18 protein-coding genes are annotated in these 19,770 nt (G+C 69.5%); 8 read left to right on the forward strand and 10 right to left on the reverse strand.

Going from position 1 to position 19,770, the window contains the following annotated elements; all coding sequences use genetic code 11:
- Positions 1–1,254, forward strand: coding sequence for an enterobactin transporter EntS (entS, locus tag B9C99_RS00215; RefSeq protein ID WP_088896599.1), 1,254 nt, complete (start codon positions 1–3; stop codon positions 1,252–1,254).
- 410 nt (positions 1,255–1,664) lie between these two features.
- Positions 1,665–2,945: a PhoH family protein gene (locus B9C99_RS00220; protein WP_026061517.1), complete on the forward strand. Its 1,281-nt coding sequence runs from the start codon at positions 1,665–1,667 to the stop codon at positions 2,943–2,945.
- Between the two features lie 55 nt (positions 2,946–3,000).
- Here the strand turns inward: B9C99_RS00220 and B9C99_RS00225 are convergent, their stop codons facing one another.
- Positions 3,001–3,429, reverse strand: coding sequence for a carboxymuconolactone decarboxylase family protein (locus B9C99_RS00225; protein WP_088896600.1), 429 nt, complete (start codon positions 3,427–3,429; stop codon positions 3,001–3,003).
- A gap of 103 nt (positions 3,430–3,532) precedes the next feature.
- A complete protein-coding gene (locus B9C99_RS00230) occupies positions 3,533–3,955 on the reverse strand; it encodes a limonene-1,2-epoxide hydrolase family protein (RefSeq protein WP_088896601.1) in 423 nt (140 codons plus the stop codon).
- Between the two features lie 161 nt (positions 3,956–4,116).
- Between B9C99_RS00230 and B9C99_RS00235 the strand changes: the two genes are divergently transcribed.
- The gene (locus B9C99_RS00235) at positions 4,117–4,707 is read left to right on the forward strand and encodes an LGFP repeat-containing protein (RefSeq protein WP_026061516.1); all 591 of its coding nucleotides are present in this window, start codon (positions 4,117–4,119) and stop codon (positions 4,705–4,707) included.
- A 127-nt stretch (positions 4,708–4,834) separates the two neighbouring features.
- On the opposite strand, the gene B9C99_RS00240 is transcribed toward B9C99_RS00235, so the two are convergent.
- Entirely contained in the window at positions 4,835–6,250 is a 1,416-nt protein-coding gene (locus tag B9C99_RS00240; protein ID WP_088896602.1) for a class II fumarate hydratase, read from the reverse strand.
- A 119-nt stretch (positions 6,251–6,369) separates the two neighbouring features.
- A complete protein-coding gene (glpX, locus tag B9C99_RS00245) occupies positions 6,370–7,404 on the reverse strand; it encodes a class II fructose-bisphosphatase (protein ID WP_016693944.1) in 1,035 nt (344 codons plus the stop codon).
- A 183-nt stretch (positions 7,405–7,587) separates the two neighbouring features.
- Here glpX and B9C99_RS00250 point away from each other — a divergent pair, with 183 nt between their 5' ends.
- Positions 7,588–8,157, forward strand: a complete 570-nt coding sequence (locus B9C99_RS00250) for a DUF4245 domain-containing protein (RefSeq protein WP_024103281.1) — start codon at positions 7,588–7,590, stop codon at positions 8,155–8,157.
- Between the two features lie 62 nt (positions 8,158–8,219).
- On the opposite strand, the gene B9C99_RS00255 is transcribed toward B9C99_RS00250, so the two are convergent.
- Genes B9C99_RS00255 through B9C99_RS00265 form a run of 3 tightly spaced genes read right to left on the reverse strand, consistent with a single transcriptional unit; the run spans position 8,220 to position 10,434 of the window.
- Complete coding sequence (locus B9C99_RS00255) at positions 8,220–8,483, reverse strand: exodeoxyribonuclease VII small subunit (RefSeq protein ID WP_016693943.1); 264 nt, start codon at positions 8,481–8,483, stop codon at positions 8,220–8,222.
- Positions 8,480–9,745: an exodeoxyribonuclease VII large subunit gene (gene xseA / locus B9C99_RS00260; protein ID WP_016693942.1), complete on the reverse strand. Its 1,266-nt coding sequence runs from the start codon at positions 9,743–9,745 to the stop codon at positions 8,480–8,482. The genes B9C99_RS00255 and xseA overlap by 4 nt, the downstream gene beginning before the upstream one ends.
- Positions 9,742–10,434 (reverse strand): lipid droplet-associated protein, encoded by a 693-nt coding sequence (locus tag B9C99_RS00265; protein ID WP_088896603.1) that lies wholly within the window; start codon positions 10,432–10,434, stop codon positions 9,742–9,744. Before B9C99_RS00265 ends, xseA begins: the two co-directional genes overlap by 4 nt.
- A 99-nt stretch (positions 10,435–10,533) precedes the next feature.
- Here B9C99_RS00265 and B9C99_RS00270 point away from each other — a divergent pair, with 99 nt between their 5' ends.
- A complete protein-coding gene (locus B9C99_RS00270; protein WP_088896604.1) occupies positions 10,534–11,532 on the forward strand; it encodes a 4-hydroxy-3-methylbut-2-enyl diphosphate reductase in 999 nt (332 codons plus the stop codon).
- A gap of 75 nt (positions 11,533–11,607) precedes the next feature.
- Here the strand turns inward: B9C99_RS00270 and B9C99_RS00275 are convergent, their stop codons facing one another.
- Both B9C99_RS00275 and B9C99_RS00280 read right to left on the reverse strand, forming a co-directional pair.
- Positions 11,608–12,504, reverse strand: coding sequence for a DUF6542 domain-containing protein (locus tag B9C99_RS00275; RefSeq protein WP_253249915.1), 897 nt, complete (start codon positions 12,502–12,504; stop codon positions 11,608–11,610).
- Between the two features lie 24 nt (positions 12,505–12,528).
- Positions 12,529–13,692, reverse strand: a complete 1,164-nt coding sequence (locus B9C99_RS00280; RefSeq protein WP_016693938.1) for a DNA recombination protein RmuC — start codon at positions 13,690–13,692, stop codon at positions 12,529–12,531.
- Between the two features lie 77 nt (positions 13,693–13,769).
- On the opposite strand from B9C99_RS00280, the gene B9C99_RS00285 reads away from it, so the two are divergent.
- Positions 13,770–14,948, forward strand: coding sequence for an exonuclease SbcCD subunit D (locus B9C99_RS00285; RefSeq protein ID WP_088896606.1), 1,179 nt, complete (start codon positions 13,770–13,772; stop codon positions 14,946–14,948).
- Positions 14,945–17,923 (forward strand): AAA family ATPase, encoded by a 2,979-nt coding sequence (locus tag B9C99_RS00290; protein WP_088896791.1) that lies wholly within the window; start codon positions 14,945–14,947, stop codon positions 17,921–17,923. The genes B9C99_RS00285 and B9C99_RS00290 overlap by 4 nt, the downstream gene beginning before the upstream one ends.
- Positions 17,924–17,930: 7 nt before the next feature.
- Here the strand turns inward: B9C99_RS00290 and B9C99_RS00295 are convergent, their stop codons facing one another.
- Positions 17,931–19,166, reverse strand: coding sequence for an AI-2E family transporter (locus tag B9C99_RS00295; protein WP_088896607.1), 1,236 nt, complete (start codon positions 19,164–19,166; stop codon positions 17,931–17,933).
- A 118-nt stretch (positions 19,167–19,284) separates the two neighbouring features.
- Here B9C99_RS00295 and B9C99_RS00300 point away from each other — a divergent pair, with 118 nt between their 5' ends.
- A complete protein-coding gene (locus B9C99_RS00300; RefSeq protein WP_232622179.1) occupies positions 19,285–19,758 on the forward strand; it encodes a hypothetical protein in 474 nt (157 codons plus the stop codon).
- Positions 19,759–19,770 lie beyond the last annotated feature (12 nt).

The following is a 19,770-nucleotide window of genomic DNA, read 5'->3' on the forward strand; positions in this document are numbered from 1 at the left end:
ATGAGCAACGGCGCCCTCTTCGATCTGCGGCCGCTGCGCGAGAGCGCGGCCTTCCGTCGGATCTTCATCGCTCGCACCATCTCGATCTTCGGTATCGGGATGCTCATGGTCGGCGTACCGATCCAGGTCTACGACCTGACCGGATCGTCACCGATGGTGGGTCTGGTCTCCGCGCTCGAAGGGGGCGCTGCGATCGGCGGCATGCTGCTCGGCGGCATGCTCGCCGACCGCTACAACCGCAAGTTCCTGATCCTGTTCGCCCGCACCGTCTCCGGTCTCACCTTCGTCGGACTGGCCGTCAACGCCGGCCTGTCGTCGCCCTCGGTGCCGGCGATCATCGCCCTGACGGTCGTCAACGGCCTGATCGGGTCGATCAGCATCGCCGCTCTGCTCGCGGTCGTACCCACCCTCGTCCCCAAGGACCAGCTCGTCGCCGTCGGCGCGCTCAACGTCCTCAGTGCCCGCGCCGGAGCCGTCCTGTCCCCGGCGCTCGGCGGTCTCGTCATCGCGACGTTCTCGGTGGCGTGGAACTACTGGGTGGCCGCGATCGGCACCGCCGTGACCGTCACCCTGCTCTCGGGCCTGCCCGCGCTGAACCCACCGACGGCGGACGCCGGGCACGACGCCGACGCACCCGCGGAGACGGTGACCGGCTTCCTGCGCCGTGAACGCGTCGTCGGTGGGGTGATGATCGCCGGTGTCGTCGCGATGCTCGGCGGCGGTGTGCTCGTGCTCGTACCGGCCTTCGCCGACGCGCGTTTCGAGGGCAACGCGGTCGCCATCGGCGTCATGTACGCGGCGATCGCGCTCGGCGCCGCCGCGGCCACGGTCACCAGTGGATGGCTCGGCCGTTCGGTGCGGCCCGGCCGCGTGCTGCTCACCGCCCTGGTCCTCGGTTTCGTCGTCCAGGCACTGGTCGGCTTCACGTCCGTCCTGGCGCTCACCGCGGTGCTGCTCGTGATCGTCGGTGTGTTCGGGGCCGTGCAGGAGGTGCTGCGCTACTCGCTGATCCAGACGCACACGCCGCACACGCTGCTCGGCCGGGTGAACGGCCTGTGGTCCGCCCAGGAGGTCGCGGGCATGTCGGTCGGTGCGCTCGTCGCGGGTCTGTTCGGTGGAATCTTCGACGCCCCGGACGCGGTCGTCTGGTACAGCGCCGCGGTGGCCGTCCTCGCGCTGCTCGTGACCCTGGTGCTGCGACGACTGCGCGGCGCGACGGTGGAACCGAGCGCGCATCCGGTCGCGGTCGAGTGACCGTACGCCGCTTCACGGGCTCACGGCCCGGCACAGCGGACACGGAAACGAGCGGGAGTGCTGAGGTTCAGGAGTGGTTACGAGGTGCGGTTAACGCAATCTTCACCGACACGCTTCCTCCGCTGCCGAGCGAATAGTCCGTATCGGGGTTAGCGTCGGGGGTGTAGGCGGCGCAGGTGCCGACTACACGGGAGGTCCCTGATCGTGTGGCTGACACAGTCCGAGCGAGGGGGCCGGCACCGGGCCTCCGTGGTCGTGACGACACCGGGGACCCACCGGCCCACCGAATACGTCCGGGCGGTGCCGTCCGGGCCGAGGAGCCCCACGTGAACGCAACACGCTCCGTCCCCACCCGCTCCGGCCACGCCTCCGGTACCGCCGCTGCGAAAGAATCCGCTGTACGCACCTACGTGCTGGACACTTCAGTGTTGCTCTCCGACCCTTGGGCGGTCACCAGGTTCGCCGAGCACGAAGTCGTCCTTCCGCTGGTCGTGATCGGCGAACTCGAAGGGAAACGGCACCACCACGAACTCGGCTGGTTCGCCCGCGAATCGCTGCGGCTGCTCGACGATCTGCGGCAGCGGCACGGACGCCTCGACCAGCCCATCCCCATCGGGGACGAGGGCGGCACCCTCCACGTGGAGCTCAATCACACCGACCCCATGGTCCTGCCCGCGGGATTCCGCACCGACACCAACGACTCCCGCATCCTCGCGTGCGCCCTGAACCTGGCCACCGAGGGGCGCGACGTGGTGCTCGTCAGCAAGGACATCCCGTTGCGCGTCAAGGCCGGTGCCGTCGGCCTCGACGCCGACGAGTACCACGCCCAGGACGTGGTGATCTCGGGATGGACGGGCATGACCGAACTCGAAGTCGACCGGGCCCTCATCGACGAGATGTTCACCGAGGGCATCGTCGACATCGACGACGCGCGGGATCTGCCGTGCCACACGGGAATCAGGCTCCTCGGTGGTTCCTCCAGCGCACTCGGCCGGGTCACCGCCGACAAACGGGTGCAGCTCGTCCGCGGCGACCGTGAGGCGTTCGGACTGCACGGGCGCTCCGCCGAGCAGCGCGTCGCGCTCGACCTGCTGCTCGACGAATCCGTCGGCATCGTCTCCCTCGGCGGCAAGGCCGGAACCGGAAAGTCCGCGCTGGCACTGACGGCCGGACTCGAGGCCGTCCTGGAAAGACGCACCCACCGCAAGGTGGTCGTCTTCCGGCCGCTCTACGCGGTGGGCGGGCAGGAACTCGGGTACCTGCCGGGTACCGAGGCCGAGAAGATGAATCCGTGGGGCCAGGCGGTCTTCGACACCCTCGAAGGACTCGCCAGCCCGGCGGTGCTGGAGGAGGTGCTCAGCCGCGGAATGCTGGAAGTGCTGCCGCTCACGCACATTCGCGGCCGGTCGCTGCACGATTCGTTCGTCGTCGTCGACGAGGCACAGTCGCTCGAGCGCAACGTGCTGCTCACCGTCCTGTCGCGGCTCGGTGCGGGATCGCGCGTCGTGCTCACGCACGATGTCGCCCAGCGCGACAACCTGCGTGTCGGCCGGCACGACGGTGTCGCGGCGGTCATCGAGAAGCTCAAGGGACATCCGCTGTTCGCGCATGTCACGCTCACCCGCAGTGAGCGGTCGCCGATCGCGGCGTTGGTGACGGAGATGCTCGAGGAGTTCGCTCCGGGCGCCTGACGCCCGAGCACGGCCGAAGCGGCGCGTCCGGCATCTGCCGGGCGCGCCGTCGTCGTCAGGCCTCGTCGGAGGCGTCGGTGTCCTTGGGGAGAGGGCCGAGTTCGGCCTCGAGCACTTCCTGGACGACGCGCATCGCAGCGAGTCCGGCGGGGGCGCCGCAGTACGCCGAGCAGTGGATGACGGATTCGACGATCTCCGTGCGGCCGAGTCCGTTGCGCAGGGCCCCGCGGACGTGTCCGCGCAGTTCGTTCTCGGCACGCAACGCGATGAGCATGCCGAGATTGAGCAGGCTGCGGCTGCGCCGGTCCAGGCCGGGACGCGACCACACGGCACCCCAGGCGTGCTCGGTCACGAACTCCTGCATCGCCTCGGAGTCGGTGCCGCGGGAACGCTCGAACGCCCGCTCGACGAAGTCGTCACCCATCACTTCGCGCCGGATCTCCAGACCCGCCGTGAATCCCGGAGTGTGCTCGGCGTCGGACATGTCATCGCTCCCTGCTGATCCGTCGCCGAACGGTTCGGCGACGAACGGATTCTATGGGGGCGCCCATCCATGGCTCTTCGGGGAGCGGTGGGGGTGGGGATCGTCAGGGGCGACGCAGGACGGCGCGCAGTACGCCCACGACGGTTCCGCGGAGGAAGGTGAGGACGTCGAAGTGGTCGTCCCACACGGTGATCCGTCCGTCACGCAGTTCGAAGGTGCCGCACACCCAGAACTCGATGCTCACCGGTCCGAAACGCAGGATGTCGGTGCGTTCGGTGAGCACGATGTCGCCGTCGGCCGCGATGTGGTGGACGACGACGCCGAAGCCCACCGACGGTCGCGCGAGACCGGCGAGGATCTTCCGGACCCGGGAACCGCCGCGGATGGTGGGGAGCCAGGTGTTGTGCCACGCGATGTCGTCGGTGATCAGCGAAGCGGCGCGGTCGATGTCCTCCGCGGCCGTTGCCTCCAGGAAATCGGTCACCGTGGCGACGGCGTCCTGCGCGGCGGCGGTCTGTGTGCTCATCGTTCTCCTCGGCGTCGGCTGCGTCGCATGGTAACGGCAGGAGACCGGGGGCGGGGTGGATTCGTGCACGGCACGGAATCACCGGAAACCGGGTTGTGTCGCGGAGGAGTCGGGCACCCTGAAATCAGGTACCCGTCCTCTCGAGTGACAGGAGCGAACCGATGAATCGAATTCCCCGACGCAGAGCAGCGTTGGTGGCGGCCGCAGCGGCGGTCGGACTGGTGGTCGCGGGCTGCAGCGACGACCAATCCGCGGAGGAGACGGTGGGCAGCGCGACCAGCGCGGTCCAGTCCGCCGCGGAGAGCGTGGCGTCCGAGGCGGAGAGCGCCGTCGAATCGATCACGCAGGGCGACGATTCGCCCGAGGCCGACGAGCCCGCGGCGGATCAGTCCAGTGCGGTGCCGGGACCGGACGGCGAGCAGGTCGAACTCAGCGGACCGATCCTGCAGAAGTACGACGAGGTCGGCGGTGCGTCCAGCCCGCTCGGCGCCGCGACCGGCCAGCAGGAGGAGGTCGGCGACGGTTACGTCGCGGAGTTCGAGGGCGGCATCATCGCGTGGAGCCCCGACACCGATTCCCACATCGTGTGGGGTGAGATCCGCACGGCCTGGGAGGCCGCGGGTGGCGCCGGCGGCGACTTGGGCTTCCCGATCACCGACGAGGAACAGACGCCCGACGGTGCGCGGAGCAACTTCCAGTTCGGTTACATCACGTGGGCGCCCGGCGCCGGGACCGAGGTGGTCCAGGAGTGAGGTGACTCCCCGGCTCGCTGAGCCCTCGCTATCCGCTCACGTTTTCGCCATCCGCTACAGGAACTTGCTGTAGCGGATGGCGAAATTCGTAGCGGATGCAGGCGGGGGTAGGTCCGGACCCTGCGGGTCAGGACTCCTCGTCCACCCGCGTCATCGCCAGGACGTCGAGGCGGAGGTCCAGTTCCTCCTCGCTCAGGCGGTCGCCGACGAGGCCGCGGTCCACGACGGTCTGACGGATCGTCTTCTTCTCCTTCAGGGCCTCCTTGGCGACAGCGGCGGCCTCCTCGTATCCGATCGCGGAGTTGAGGGGAGTGACGATCGACGGCGACGACTCCGCCAGCGTGCGCAGATGTTCGACGTTCGCGACCAGTCCGCTGATACAGCGATCGGCGAACAACCGGGAGACGTTGGCGAGCAGACGAATCGACTCGAGGACGTTGCGGGCCATCACCGGGATGTAGACGTTGAGTTCGAACGCCCCGGCCGCGCCGCTCCACGCCACGGTGGCGTCGTTGCCCACCACCTGTGCGGCGACCTGTGTAACCGCTTCGGGAAGAACAGGATTGACCTTGCCCGGCATGATCGAGCTACCGGGCTGCAGATCGGGGAGCTGGATCTCGGCCAGACCCGTGAGCGGGCCGGATCCCATCCAGCGGATGTCGTTGGCGATCTTCGTCAGCGACACGGCGACGGTGCGGAGCGCCCCGGACACCTCGACCAGCGCGTCGCGCGCGGCCTGCGCCTCGAAACTGTTGCGGGCCCGCTGCAGCTCCTCGAGCCCCGTGGTCTCGACGAGCACGGCCACCACGCGCGGACCGAAATCCGCCGGCGCATTGAGGCCCGTGCCCACCGCGGTACCGCCGATCGGCAGTTCACCGAGGCGGGGGAGGGCCGCGCGAAGACGTTCGATCCCGGCCTCGATCTGGCGGGCGTAACCACCGAACTCCTGGCCCAGGGTCACCGGGACCGCATCCATCAGGTGCGTACGACCCGACTTGACGACCGTGCGCCACTCCTTCGCCTTCTCGTCGAGGGCACCGTGCAGGTGCTCGAGGGCAGGGATCAGATCCTTGACCGTCGCCTCGGTCGCCGCGACATGCGTCGCGGTGGGGAAGGTGTCGTTCGACGACTGCGACATGTTGACGTCGTCGTTGGGGTGGACCGTGACGCCGGCCTTCGCGGCGAGCGAGGCGATGACCTCGTTGGTGTTCATGTTCGAGCTCGTGCCCGAACCGGTCTGGAAGACGTCGATCGGGAACTGGTCGTCGTACTCACCCGCGGCGATCGCATCGGCGGCCGCGACGATCGCGTCGGCCTTGTCGGGGTCGAGCAGACCCAGGTCCTTGTTCACCCGGGCACAGGCACTCTTGAGCAGACCCAGCGCACGGATCTGTGCGCGTTCGAGTCCACGGCCCGAGATCGGGAAGTTCTCCACGGCGCGCTGCGTCTGGGCGCGCCACAAGGCGTCGACCGGAACCTGGACCTCGCCCATCGTGTCGCGTTCGATACGGAACTGCTGAGAAGACTGTTCGGTGTCGGTCATGTCCTCCACGTTATGCCGCCGGAACGAACGAGGAGGGGCACTGCACCAGAACTCGGTGCAGTGCCCCTCCTCGGAACGATCGCTGCGGATCAGGGCAGTGACGATCAGGGCAGTGACGATCAGGGCATGGGCGGCGGCGAGCCGGCGACACCGTGGAAGTCGATGGACGAGAACTCGCTGAGCTTCTGCAGGCGGTGGTACGCCTCGATCATGCGGACCGTGCCCGACTTGCTGCGCATCACGATCGACTGCGTCTCCGCGCCACCGGCGGAGTAGCGGACACCGCGGAGCAGCTCACCATCGGTGACGCCGGTCGCGCAGAAGAAGATGTTCTCGCCGGTGACGAGATCGGTGGTGGTGAGGACACGGTCGAGATCGTGTCCGGCGTCGATCGCCTTCTGGCGCTCGGCGTCGTCCTTCGGTGCCAGGCGACCCTGCAGCGCACCACCCATGCAGCGCATCGCGGCCGCGGCGATGATGCCCTCGGGGGTACCGCCGATGCCGAGCAGCATGTCGACACCCGAACCCGGACGTGCAGCGGCGATCGCGCCGGCAACGTCGCCGTCGGAGATCAGACGGATACGGGCACCCGCCTCGCGCACCTCCTTGATGATCTGCGCGTGGCGCGGACGGTCGAGGATCGTCACGGTCAGGTCGGCGTGCGCGATGTTCTTCGCCTTCGCGACGCGACGGATGTTCTCCGCGATCGGGGCGGTGATGTCGATGACGTCGGCGGCCTCGGGGCCGACGGCGATCTTCTCCATGTAGAACACGGCGGACGGGTCGAACATCGCGCCCCGCTCGGCCACGGCGAGCACCGCGATCGCGCCGGGAGCGCCCTTCGACATGAGGGTCGTGCCGTCGATCGGGTCGACCGCGACGTCGCACAGCGGACCGTCGCCGTTGCCGACCTCCTCGCCGTTGTACAGCATGGGCGCTTCGTCCTTCTCGCCCTCACCGATCACGACGACACCCTGCATCGACACGGAGCTGACCATGTGCCGCATCGCGTCGACGGCGGCGCCGTCGCCACCTTCCTTGTCGCCGCGTCCGACCCACCGACCGGCTGCCATCGCCGCGGCTTCGGTGACGCGGACCAGTTCGAGCGCGAGGTTGCGGTCCGGAGCTTCGCGGCGTGGGGTGCTGGCCGTCATGGGCTACTGCCTCCTGGAGACTTTTCGGTCGACGCGGGTTGCGCCGGCAGAGGGAGCGGGCGCCGAGGGCGCCCGCACGATCCGTGTGTGTCGCGTGGCTATTGTCTCATCACGGCCGATGGTGTGGGCTGTCGGACCCGCCCGGCCTGAACCTGCCCGTTTCGTAGCTGTCAGACTGGACGGGTGGCATCCAAGAAACCTCGCATCCTGCAAGACGGTCGAGATATGGCGTGGTCGCTGATCCCGCTGCTCGTGCTGATCCTCTTCATCGCGGCGATCGCCAGCCAGTGCGAGTTCAAGCCCGGCGGACCCACGGCGGGTCCCGTGCCGAGCTTCGACATCGATGCCGGCCTGAAATACGACGCGGCGGAACTCGGATTCCCGATCCGCCACCCCGAGGTGCCCGAGGACTGGCAACCCAACTCCGGCAGCCGCAGCATCGTCTCCGGTAACCAGGGCGGCGATTCGAGCACCGTCGGTTTCATCACCCCCGCAGGTCGCTACGTGCGCTTCACCCAATCGGATGCCGGTGAGGACGAACTGGTGCGATTCGTCGCCGGAGGTGCCCGCACCGCCACCGACACCCGGTCCGTCGAGGGCCACGACTGGGTGGTCTACGGAGGCGAGGGCGTCGAAGCACTCTGGGTGTCCGACTTCGGCGACGTGCGCATCCTGATCGGTGGGTCGGGCGACGAGGCGGAGTTCACCACCCTGGCCACGGCCGCGGGCAGGGCCGAGCCGCTCGAACCCTGATCCGGGTCCGGTCGGTCGAACGCTGATCCGGGTCGGATCTGTCGAGGACTGATCGTTCGAGATCAGTCCTCGTCGTCCTCGTACTCGTCTTCGTCCTCGTCGTCCGCGAGGGAGAGTGCCTGCTCGACACGTTCGCGGGCGCCGGCGAGATGTTCCTCGCAGCGCTTCGCGAGCGCCTCGCCGCGCTCCCACAGCTGCAGCGAGTCGTCGAGGTCGAGCCCGCCCTGTTCGAGCATCTTCACGACGTTGACGAGTTCGTCCCGAGCTCGCTCGTAGCCGAACTCCCGCACATCGGCGTTGACGTCGTCGGTTCCCGCGTTCGTCACTGTCCTGATCTTCCTTGTCGTTCGTGTCCCATGACGGCGGCGCGGGCCGCGCCGTCCGCCACGCGCACCCGCAGCTGGGTGCCGATGGGCATCTCGTCGAGTGTGCGTACCACTTCGGGGGCGCTGCCCGGCACGATCCGCTGGACCACGGCGTAGCCACGCGCCAGGGTCGCCGCGGGTCCGAGGGTCGCCAACCGTGCCCGCAGGTGTTCGAGCGTCGACGACTGCGACGAGATCAATCGCGTGACGTCGCGTCGTGCCGCGTGCTGCAGCCGCTCGATCTCCTCGTTCCGGCGGTCGAGGTCGCGGAACGGATCGGCCAGTACGGGACGGTCGCGCAACTGTGCGATCACGTGTTCCTCGCGCCGGACCCAATTGCGCAGCGCCGCCGCCGACCGTGCTCTCAGTTCGTCGACGAGATCGAGTTCGGCAACCGCATCGGGTACGACGCGCTTCGCGGCGTCGGTGGGGGTCGCGGCTCGCAGATCGGCGACGTGATCGCAGAGCGGGCTGTCGGGTTCGTGGCCGATCGCGCTGACCACGGGGGTCGTGCACGCGACGATGGCACGGCACAGCGCCTCGTCGGAGAAGGGCAGCAGATCCTCGACGCTGCCGCCGCCGCGGGCGAGGACGATCACGTCGACGTCCGGGTCCTTGTCGAGTGCTTCGAGAGCCTCGATGAGCTGCGTGACCGCGGTCGGGCCCTGCACGGTCGCGTGGCGCACGTCGAACTGCACGGCCGGCCAGCGACGCTGCGCGACCGACAGCACGTCGCGCTCGGCCGCGCTGCCACGGCTGGTGACCAGGCCGACGCGGCGCGGCAGGAAGGGGAGTGGGCGCTTCAGCCGCGGGTCGAACAAGCCCTCGGCTGCGAGCAACGCGCGCAGCCGCTCGAGACGCGCGAGAAGTTCGCCGATGCCGATCGCCCGGATCTCGGTGACCCGCAGCGCGAGGCTGCCGCGACCCGGCCAGAAGGTCATCTTCCCGAACATGATCACGCGGCTGCCCTCGGTGAGCGGCACCCCCGACTGCTGCAACAACTGTGGTGAGCAGGTCACCTGCAGGGACATGTCCACCGACGGGTCACGCAGGGTCAGGAACGCCGTCCGCGTCCCGGGACGGGCGTTGATCTGCGTGATCTGCCCTTCGACCCAGATGGTGCCGAGCTTGTCGATCCACCCGGCGACCTTCTGCGCCACGGTGCGGACGGGCCAGGGCTGCTCCGCGGAGTTCGGGCGTGCCGCGTTCTGTCCGGCCGTCACTTGTTACGCGCGCTCGTGATCCGGTTCGACAACATCGTCACGAACGGAGTACGCGCGGCGTGAGCATTCTCGTATTCGAGCAAGGCTGTGAGCTCGTCCACCGACAGTGCCCGCAGGCGGGCACGCAGCTGAGCGAGGGTCAACGAGTCGTAGTCGAGGTATTCGACGATCTCGGAACGGTTGCCGGTGGCGACCTTCGTGTCCGTCGTCTCACCGATCTTCGTGCCCTCGGCGTCGGCGGCCTTCTTCGGAGCGGACTTCTTCGCTGCCGCCTTCTTCGCGGGGCCCTTCGTCGTCGCGGTACCGGCCTTCACCGGTGCGGCCTGCTCGGCCACGGGTGCATCGGCCTCGGTCGCCGGCGGGATCGAGTACAGGGCGAACCGGCCCGGAGCGCCGTTCGAGGCGCTGTTCGTCGAGGTCGCCGCCTCGTCCGAGGGGGTCGAGCCGTCGTCGTCGAAGGTCGCCCATTGTGCGGTCTCGGCGGGCTCTGCTCCGAAGATCTCGAAGAACTGGTCGCCCTTGATGGCGAGCGAGGTCATGACCTGCTGCACTCGCATCGTCGTCTGCAGGATCTGGCTCACCGTCGTCATCGGCAACGAAACGGCTGTGCTCGGCAGCTTGAGGGTCTCTTCGTACGCGGTGACAGCAACGCCGGCAGCCACCCGTGCCAGGAACGGTGGACGGATCATGCCCCAAGACTGCCCGATGATCGGCGTGATTGGTAGCCGGGGAGCACGTCGGCCGCGAGCTGGGAAGCCCCACTCCGACGCGCCCCGTACTCTGGAGGTATGTCTGCGCCTGTTCCTCTCGAAGTCGGGATCACCCGGTCCGCCGGTCCCTCCACCTCCGGAAAGCGCGTCCTGCTCGCCGAGCCGCGCGGCTACTGCGCCGGCGTCGACCGCGCCGTCGAGACCGTCGAGAAGGCACTCGACAAGTACGGTGCGCCGATCTACGTCCGCAAGGAGATCGTGCACAACCGCCACGTCGTCGACACGCTCGCCGACCGCGGCGTGGTGTTCGTCGACGAGACCGACGAGGTGCCCGAGGGCGCTGTGCTCGTGTTCTCGGCGCACGGTGTGTCGCCCGCGGTCCACGAATCGGCCGCTTCCCGGCAGCTGCGCACCATCGACGCGACCTGCCCGCTGGTGACGAAGGTCCACCAGGAGGCCAAGCGCTTCGCCCGCGACGACTTCGACATCCTGCTCATCGGTCACGAGGGCCACGAGGAGGTCGAGGGCACCGCTGGTGAGGCCCCCGATCACGTGCAGCTCGTCGACGGCCCCGACGCCGTCGATTCGGTGACCGTGCGCGATCCGTCGAAGGTCATCTGGCTGTCCCAGACCACCCTCAGCGTCGACGAGACGATGCAGACCGTGCAGCGCCTGCGCCAGAAGTTCCCGCAGCTGCAGGATCCGCCGAGCGACGACATCTGCTACGCCACCCAGAACCGGCAGGTCGCGGTGAAGGCGATGGCACCCGAGTGCGATCTGGTGATCGTCGTGGGGTCGCGGAACTCGTCGAACTCCGTGCGGCTCGTCGAGGTCGCTCTCGGTGCGGGTGCCCGGGCCGCGCATCTGGTCGACTACGCCAAGGAGATCGATCCGGACTGGCTCGAGGGTGTCGAGACCGTCGGCATCACCTCCGGCGCGTCGGTCCCCGAGATCCTCGTGCAGGGCGTCGTGCAGTTCCTCGACGAGCGCGGTTTCCACGACGTGCAGTCGGTGACGACCGCCAACGAGACCCTGGTGTTCGCCCTGCCGCGCGAACTGCGCGCGTCGCGTCGCTGAACCTGTAGTCCGTAGAGCGAAGACGACCGGTCACCGCCGTGAATGGCAGGTGACCGGTCGTCTTCGTCGTGTGGGTCAGTCCTCGTAGCGGTCGCGGTACCGCACGCGCGGTGGCTCGTAGCCCTGCGTGGGTGCGGGGGAGGGCGCCGGTCGACCGGTGTCCGAGTCGGATGCCGGACGGCGCCGCGGCTCGCGGACCTCCGGCTGCACCGGCTCGGCAGGTCGGGGAGTGCGGGCACGCCGGGGAGCGGGCTGCTCGGCGGCCGGGGCCTCGGGACGGACGCGGCGACGGGGGCGGGTGTCGGCGACCTCCCGGACCGACGCCTTCGCGGCCGGCGTCCCGCGGCCCGAAGCGGTGCGAGGTGCATCCGCCGGGGTGGCCGTCGCCGGTCGCCCCCGGCCCGCACGCCTGGTCGGACGATCGTTCGCAGCGCGGGTCGGCCGGTCGCCTGCGGCGCGAGCCGGGCGGTCCTTCGCAGCGGCCTTCGCTGCCCGCGGCTTCGCCCGCTCTCGCGGCGCACGGGCCCGTACCCCCGTGTTCTGTCGGGTCACGAAGATCCGGAAACCGCCGATGGCCAGTGCCAGGAGCGTCGCCACCAGCATCGCCGGGAAGCGGTTCACCAGCGGATAGGCGACGTTGAGCGCGAGATCCTTCAATCCGCCGGTGCTGTCGGAGGAAACGATCTCCTGACCGATCGGCACCGCGAGGAGCAGCAGCAGAGGCGGCTGGGCCATGGCCGTGAACAGTCCGCGATAGCGCACCGCCACCACGGCCGCGACGCAGCCGAGCACGTAGAAGACAGTGAACGCAGAGGTCAGTTCGTTCCCGCGTGCGCTGTCGAGCAGCACCCCGAGAAGCGTCGTTCCGGCTGCGATCGCCACGGCACCCCACCAGGGCACACCGGGCACCGTAGGCACCAACGACCGCATGTCGAGCGGCACCGCCGAACGTGCACGTTGGGTTGCAGACACAACGTAGACATTAGCGTGGCGATGTCAGCTCGCTTCGTCGACAGGACCGTCCGCTACTGCTCTTTCTGCCAGAGTGCTGCGCCGCGGCCAGGCGTCGACACGCTGCACCTCGGGCACCTCACCGTCGAATATTTCCAGGTCGTGGAGCTTGCGGGCAGTCACGCCCACGCGGGTGTCCATCGACGAGACCGTCATGTTGAACGAATCGACGGCCTTGCCGAGCTGGTTGCCGAGCCGATCGAGGTGGGAACCGACCACACCGAGCCGTTGGTACAGCTCACGGCCCAATCGGTGGATGGTCGCGGCGTCGCGGGAGAGCGCCTCCTGCCGCCAGGTGTGCGCGATCGTGCGCAGCAGCGCGACGAGCGTGGTCGGTGTGGCGAGGATGACGTTCCGGGCGAAGGCGTGCTCGAGCAGATCGGGATCGGCGCCGAGCGCGGCATCGAGGAACGGATCACCGGGGACGAACAGCACGACGAACTCGGGCGTCGGATCGAACGACTCCCAGTAGGCCTTGGCCGACAGCTGGTCGATGTGAGTGCGCAGTTGCCGTGCGTGGCGCGTGAGGTGCCGGTCGCGCTCGTCGGGCTCCTCGGCCTCGGCGGCATCCAGATAGGCGGCGAAGGGCACCTTCGCGTCGACGACGATCTGTTTGCCGCCGGCGAGGTAGACGAGCAGGTCGGGGCGTACCCCGTCCTTGCTCACCTGGGTGTCGAAGTCGCAGTGCCGGACCATCCCGGCGAGCTCGACGACACGTTCGAGCTGGATCTCGCCCCATCGTCCGCGGATCTGCGGCGCACGCAGCGCGGTGACCAACTGCTGGGTGCGAGTGGACAGCAGCTGCGACGCGCGGTGCATGCCCTCGACCTGCTCGCTCAGCCCGGCGTAGGCGTGCACGCGGTTGCGTTCGACGTGCTCGACCTGCCGAGCCAGCGCTCCCACGGCCTCGTTCAACGGGCCGACGAGTCGCGACACCTGGTCGCCGATGGCGCCGGACTGCCGGCGGGCGGCGTCCTCGCTCACCGCGGCCAGCGACTGACGCAGCTGCTCCTCGTTGTCGCGCAGGGCTGCCAGCTGCGCCTCGGCACGGGCTGCGCGTTCGCCGTCGCGGGAGGCCCGCAGCAGCCAGCCGAGCACCACTCCGAGACCGAGCGCGACGAGCAGGCCGAGTGCCGTGAGTGCTGTCATGTGGCGGATGATGCCTCATCGATGCGACATCCACCCGACATCCGGGGATGTCGGTCCTCTCCTCTACCGTCTGTCCCATGCGGATCCTGCACACCTCCGACTGGCACATCGGCCGCACCTTCCACGGTGTCGACCTGCTCGACGACCAGGCGCGTGCGCTGCGGGCCATCGCCGATCTGGTGGCCGAACGCGGGATCGACGTGGTGGTCGTGCCGGGCGACGTGTACGACCGGTCGATCCCGAGTTCCGATGCGGTGGCCGTGTGCAATGCCGGCCTCGAGGCCATCCGTGAGGCAGGGGCGGTCATCGTCGCCACCTCCGGCAACCACGACTCGCCGGTCCGTCTCGGTGCCGGTGCTGCCTTCGCCGCGCACGGTGGTCTGCACCTGATCACCCGCGTGTCGCAGATCGACAGCCCCGTCGTCCTGCACGACGCGCACGGCCCGGTCTGCTTCTACGGCATCCCGTATCTCGAACCCGAGATCACCCGCGCCGAGCTCGGCGTGCCCGAGGCCCGTTCGCACCAGCAGATCCTCGACGCGGCGATGGAGCGCGTGCGCGCCGGTGTTGCGGGTCGCGAGGGCCGCACCGTCGTCCTGGCCCACGCCTTCGTCGTCGGTGGCGAGCCCAGCGACTCCGAGCGGTCCATCTCCGTCGGCGGGGTCGAGACGGTGGCCGCGTCGTCGTTCGACGGTGCCGACTACGTCGCACTGGGGCACCTGCACTCCCCGCAGACGGTGAGCGAGACGGTCCGGTATTCGGGATCGCCGTTGCCGTACTCCTTCGGTGAGCGCTCGCACCGCAAGGCGGTGTTCGTCGTCGATCTCGACGCCTCGGGTGCGGCGTCCGTCGAGCGCGTCGATCTTCCGGTGATCCGCGAATTGACCCGTCTCGAAGGCGAACTCGACGATCTGCTCGCCGACCCGGCGCATGCCGCCGTCGAGGAGCACTACGTCTCCGCGGTGCTGACCGACGCGATCCGCCCGCTCGACGCCATGCGTCGCCTGCAGGAGCGGTTCCCGTACGCCGTGCACGTCGAATGGCAGCGACCGGCCGGGTCCACGGAGGGCAGTTATCGCGACAAGGTGCGCGGGCGCAGCGATCGCGACGTCGCCGCGTCGTTCCTCACCGACGTGCGTTCCGAGCCGTCCGAGCGCGAGCGCGGCTGGATCGACGAAGCGCTGAGGGAGGTCGACCGCCGTCGAGGTATCGGCGACGAGACCGACACGCAGTGGCGGACGGACGTGCCGGCATGAGACTGCACCACCTCGAGATCACGGCCTTCGGTCCGTTCGCCGAGACCGTCGAGATCGACTTCGACGAACTCGGCGCCGACGGGCTGTTCCTGCTGCACGGCCAGACGGGCGCGGGCAAGACGTCGATCCTCGACGCGGTCGCGTTCGCGCTCTACGGCACCGTCCCCGGTGCGCGCTCCGAGGGGCGCCGGTTGCTGTCCGACCACGCGCGGGTGGGTGCGGTGCCGACGGTCCGGCTCGAGGCGACCATCGCCGGTCGCCGCCTGTCCATCGAACGCAGCCCCGAGTTCGAACGCCCGAAGAAGCGCGGCACCGGCACGATCAAACAGAATGCCAAGGCGAATCTCACCTGGCTCGACGGGTCGGGGGAGAACCTGTCGCGCGCCCAGGAGATCGGCGACGTCGTCAAGTCGCTGCTCGGGATGAGCGCCGAACAGTTCTTCCAGGTGGTGCTCCTTCCCCAGGGCGACTTCGCCCGGTTCCTGCGCGCGAACAGCGAAGAGCGCGGCAGGCTGCTCGAGCGTCTGTTCGACACCACCCGTTTCGGCGACGTCGAGCAGTGGTTCCGCGACCGCCGCGGTGCCGGAACGAAACTGCTTGCCGAGCAACAGAAGAAGGTCGAAGTACTCGCGGCGAAAGTGGCTGCATCCGCCGGGATCGAGGCGGGCGCCGATGCCGATCCGGTGGAGTGGGCAGGCCGCCTGCTCGCAGAGGCCGCCGAGAACCGCGACGACGCCGCCGCGGCCCTGTCGCGCGTCCGCGCCGTCGACGAAGCCAACCGTCGCAGGCTCGACGAGATCGTCGCTCTCGCCGACCGACTCCGCCGCCGCCGCGACGCCCTGAACGTCCTCGCCGACCTCGAGCAGACGCAGGCGCAGCGCGTCGCCGTGACGGCCGAACGCGACGCGGCGCATCGCGCGGTGAGCGTCGCCGTCGTCGATCGGGAAGCCGCCCGCCTCGCACGCGAGGCCGAGGTCGCCGCAGCCCGCGCCGAGACGGCCGCCGCGCCGCTCCGCAACGATGACGAAGGACGCGAACTCCTCGACGCCATCGGGCCGACGCCGTCCGCCGCCGATCGCGGCATCATCCGTCCTCGATGCGAGGAATGGTCCTCGGAGGCAGCGCGTCTCGACGTGCTGCTCGATCGTCGTCGTCGTCTCACCGAACTCGAGGGCGAACGCGAGAAGCTCGCCGGGCGCCGCCGTGCTCTCACCGACGAGTGTCGGCAGGTGATCGACGAACGCGCCGCGTTGCCCGAGCGGTCGACCGCCGCGGCCGATGCGGTCGCCGAGGCCGAACGCGCAGTGGCGACGCTCCCGGGCCTGTCCACCGCGCGCGACCGCGCCGCCGATGCGCTCGACGCCGCCACCGAACTCGCTTCGCGCCGAACCGAACTCGAACGGCTCGAAACCCGGGTGCTGCAACTGCACTCCGAATTCAACGACGCGCGCGACGCGCACCTCGACGTCCGGCAGCGTCGGATCGACGGAATGGCCGCCGAACTCGCGGCGCGTCTCACCGACGGCGAACCGTGCACGGTCTGCGGTTCCACCGAGCATCCCGAGCCGGCGCGCCCGGCTCCCGACACCGCGACGAAGGCCGACGAGGAACGCGCCCACGCCGCCGAGCAACGCGCCGCCACCGCGCTGAGCGAAGCACGCGAGGCCGTCACCGAACTCTCCGGAATCGTCGCCGTCCTCCGGCAGCGTTGCGGCGATGCCGAACTCGCCGAGCTCACCACCGCCCACGCCGAGGCGGTCCGCGCCCACGACGAGGCCGCCACCGTCGCCGGTCGGCTCGACCATCTGCGCGCGGCGGTCGAGGACCTGCGCAAGCTCGACACGGTGCTGGCCGAACAGGAGAAGCGGCTCGACGCCGAACTGTCCGAACTCGCCCGCGAGGACGCGGTCCGCGCGGCCGAGATCACGGAGATCCGCGAGCGCATCGTCGAGGCCGTCGGCGACCTCGACCTGCTCGCCCCGCGACGGAAGACGGTCGCGGCACTGTCCGCCGCGGCCACCGCGCTGCTCGACGCCCGCACCGCCGCACTCCAGGCCCGCACGGCCGCCGACGAACGCGCCGCCGACGCCCGCACCGCAGCCGCCGAGGCAGGCTTCACCGACCTCGACAGCGCCCGCGCGGCCGTCCGGACGCCCGAGCGACTCGCCGAGATCGACCGCGTCCTGCGCGCCGCCGACGACGAACGCGCGGTGGCCACCTCCACGCTGAACGACCCGGCGATCGTGGCCCTCACCGGCGACGAGGTCGCCGACGTGGCGGCCGCGCGTGCGGTGGTGGACGACGGTGCCGCCGCGGTCGAGGCGGCCCTGAGCGTGGCCACCGAGGCCGAGCGCCGGCATCTCGACATCGAGAACTACACCCGCCGGCTCGAGCGTGCCTGCGCCGAACTGGCCCCGCTGCTCGACGAACACGCCGAACTCTCCGCGCTCGCCGACGTCGTCGCCGGGATGGGATCGAACGCCAAGAAGATGTCGCTGCGCTCGTACGTGCTCGCGGCGCGACTCGAGGAGGTCGCCGACGCCGCCTCCGAACGCCTGCGCAGAATGTCCGGCGGCCGCTACGAGTTCGTGCACTCAGACGCGGCCGAGAGCCGGGGTCGTCGCGGCGGTCTCGGCCTCGACATCCACGACGAGTACACAGGCGCCGTGCGTTCGACGAAGACGCTGTCGGGCGGCGAGTCCTTCCAGGCGTCCCTCGCGCTCGCCCTCGGCCTCGCCGACGTCGTCGCCGCCGAGGCCGGCGGGCTCGTGCTCGACACGATGTTCATCGACGAAGGGTTCGGCTCGCTCGACGCCGACTCCCTCGAAGCCGTCATGGGAGTGCTCGACGAACTGCGCGCGGGAGGCCGCGTGGTGGGCGTGGTCAGTCACGTCGACGAGATGCGGCAGCGGATCCCGAGCAGGCTGCACGTCATCCGTGGCCGCTCGGGATCCACCGTTCGCGTCGCGAGCTGACCGCCCCTCAGTCCTCGGAGGCGGCCGGTGCCGGAGAGGCCGGCTTCGGATCGGGCACCGAGGTGTCGCCCGGAGCCGGGAGGGCCTTCGTCTCGTCGTCGTCGCCGTCACTGGCGCGTTCGTCGATCTGTTCGCCGATGTAGCGGATGACCACCGCGGCTACCGCCGCGACCGGCACCGCCAGGAACGCACCGACGATCCCGAACAGTGACGATCCCGCGGTCACCGCGAGCAGCACCACGGCCGCGTGCAGGTTCATCGACCGCGACTGCAGCACCGGCTGCAGCACGTTCCCTTCGATCTGCTGCACCGCGATGATGAGGACCAGCACGATGATCGCGGTCGTGAAACCGTTGGCGACGAGTGCGACCAGCACCGCCAGCGCACCGGCGACGAACGCACCGACGATGGGAATGAATCCGCCGATGAAGGTGAGAATCGCCAGCACGGGTGCGAGCGGGACGCCGAGGATCACCAGGCCGATACCGATGAACAGGGCGTCGATGAAGCTCACCAGGGCCTGCGTGCGGATGAATCCGCCCAGCGTGTCCCACATGCGGCCGAGTACCGCTTCGAGGTGACGTCCGGCGCGGCCGCCGCTCACGCGGTGCAGCCACGGCACGAAGCGCGGGCCGTCCTTGATGAAGAAGAACGTCAGCACGAGGACGAGAGCGAGCGTGACGAGCAAGGAGCCGGCTGTGCTCACGCCGGAGAAGACACCGCCCGCGATGGTGGCGGCACTGCCCTGCACCCGCTCGACCACCGCGTGGACGGCGTTGTCGAGTTGTTCGTCGCGCAGGTTGATCGGGGGTCCCTTCACCCATTCCTGCACGGTGTTGATGCCTTCGGTGGCCTTGTTGGCCAGGTCGGGCATCTGGGAGACCACCGACGGGACGATGCCGGCGATGATGCCGCCGACGATCGCGAAGAACATCACGAGGGTCAAGCCGGCCGCAGCAGCCGGAGGAACGCCGCGTTTGGTCATGAAGCGGGTGGGCGGCCACAGGATCGTGGAGACGACGATCGCCAGGGCGACCGGCAGCACGATCACCCACATCTTCTCGATGATCCAGCCGATCACCACCGCACCGGCGGCGATGACGACCAGGCAGGCCGACCACTTGGCGAGCCAGATTCCGCCCGTGCCCAGCAGGCTCCCGCGGTCGGGTTTCGCCGACGGCTTCTCACTGCTGTTTCCGCTGGGCGCGGTCTTCGATTCGGTCAACGACGGTCCTTCCGACATGTATCGAGCTCGATACCGATCGACAGTCGCCAATCTACGGTCACCGAGCGCCGCGCGTGGTCCGGACGACACGCCGGAAACGGCGCTGAAGGGTCCCCGGCCGTGGCATTCTCGAAACGTGACGAACCGAACGAGCACGACCCGACGCCTGCGTGTACCCGCGGCGGCTGTGGCGATCGCTGCCGCCTTCGCGCTCACCGCGTGCAGCTCCGACGACAGTTCCAGCAATGAGGACGTCCGGTCGTCGGCGGATGTCGCCGTCACGAGCGTCCAGGAGCAGGCCGAGGGAGCCATCTCGTCGGTGCAGAGCATCGCGTCCAGCGCGGCCGAGCGGGCCGGCGACATCTTCGACGAGGCGAAGCTCGACGTCTTCGTCGCGGCGTTCCGCACCGGCTATCCGCAGCTGTCGGCCGACCGGGAGACGCAGGACATCGAGTCCATCGTCACCGAGACCTGTCCGCTCATCGACGAGGGTGCGTCCGACCAGGAAGTGAACGCGAAGGTCCAGGAGGTCGCGACCAACGGGTCGACCGTGCCCGACGAGGACCAGGCCGCGCGCATCGCGCAACTGGTGCGGGTGGCGTGCGGGTGAAGTGAGCCGTGC

The sequence above is a fragment of the Rhodococcus sp. BUPNP1 genome, from assembly GCF_002215235.1.
In the GTDB taxonomy this organism is placed as follows: domain Bacteria; phylum Actinomycetota; class Actinomycetes; order Mycobacteriales; family Mycobacteriaceae; genus Rhodococcus.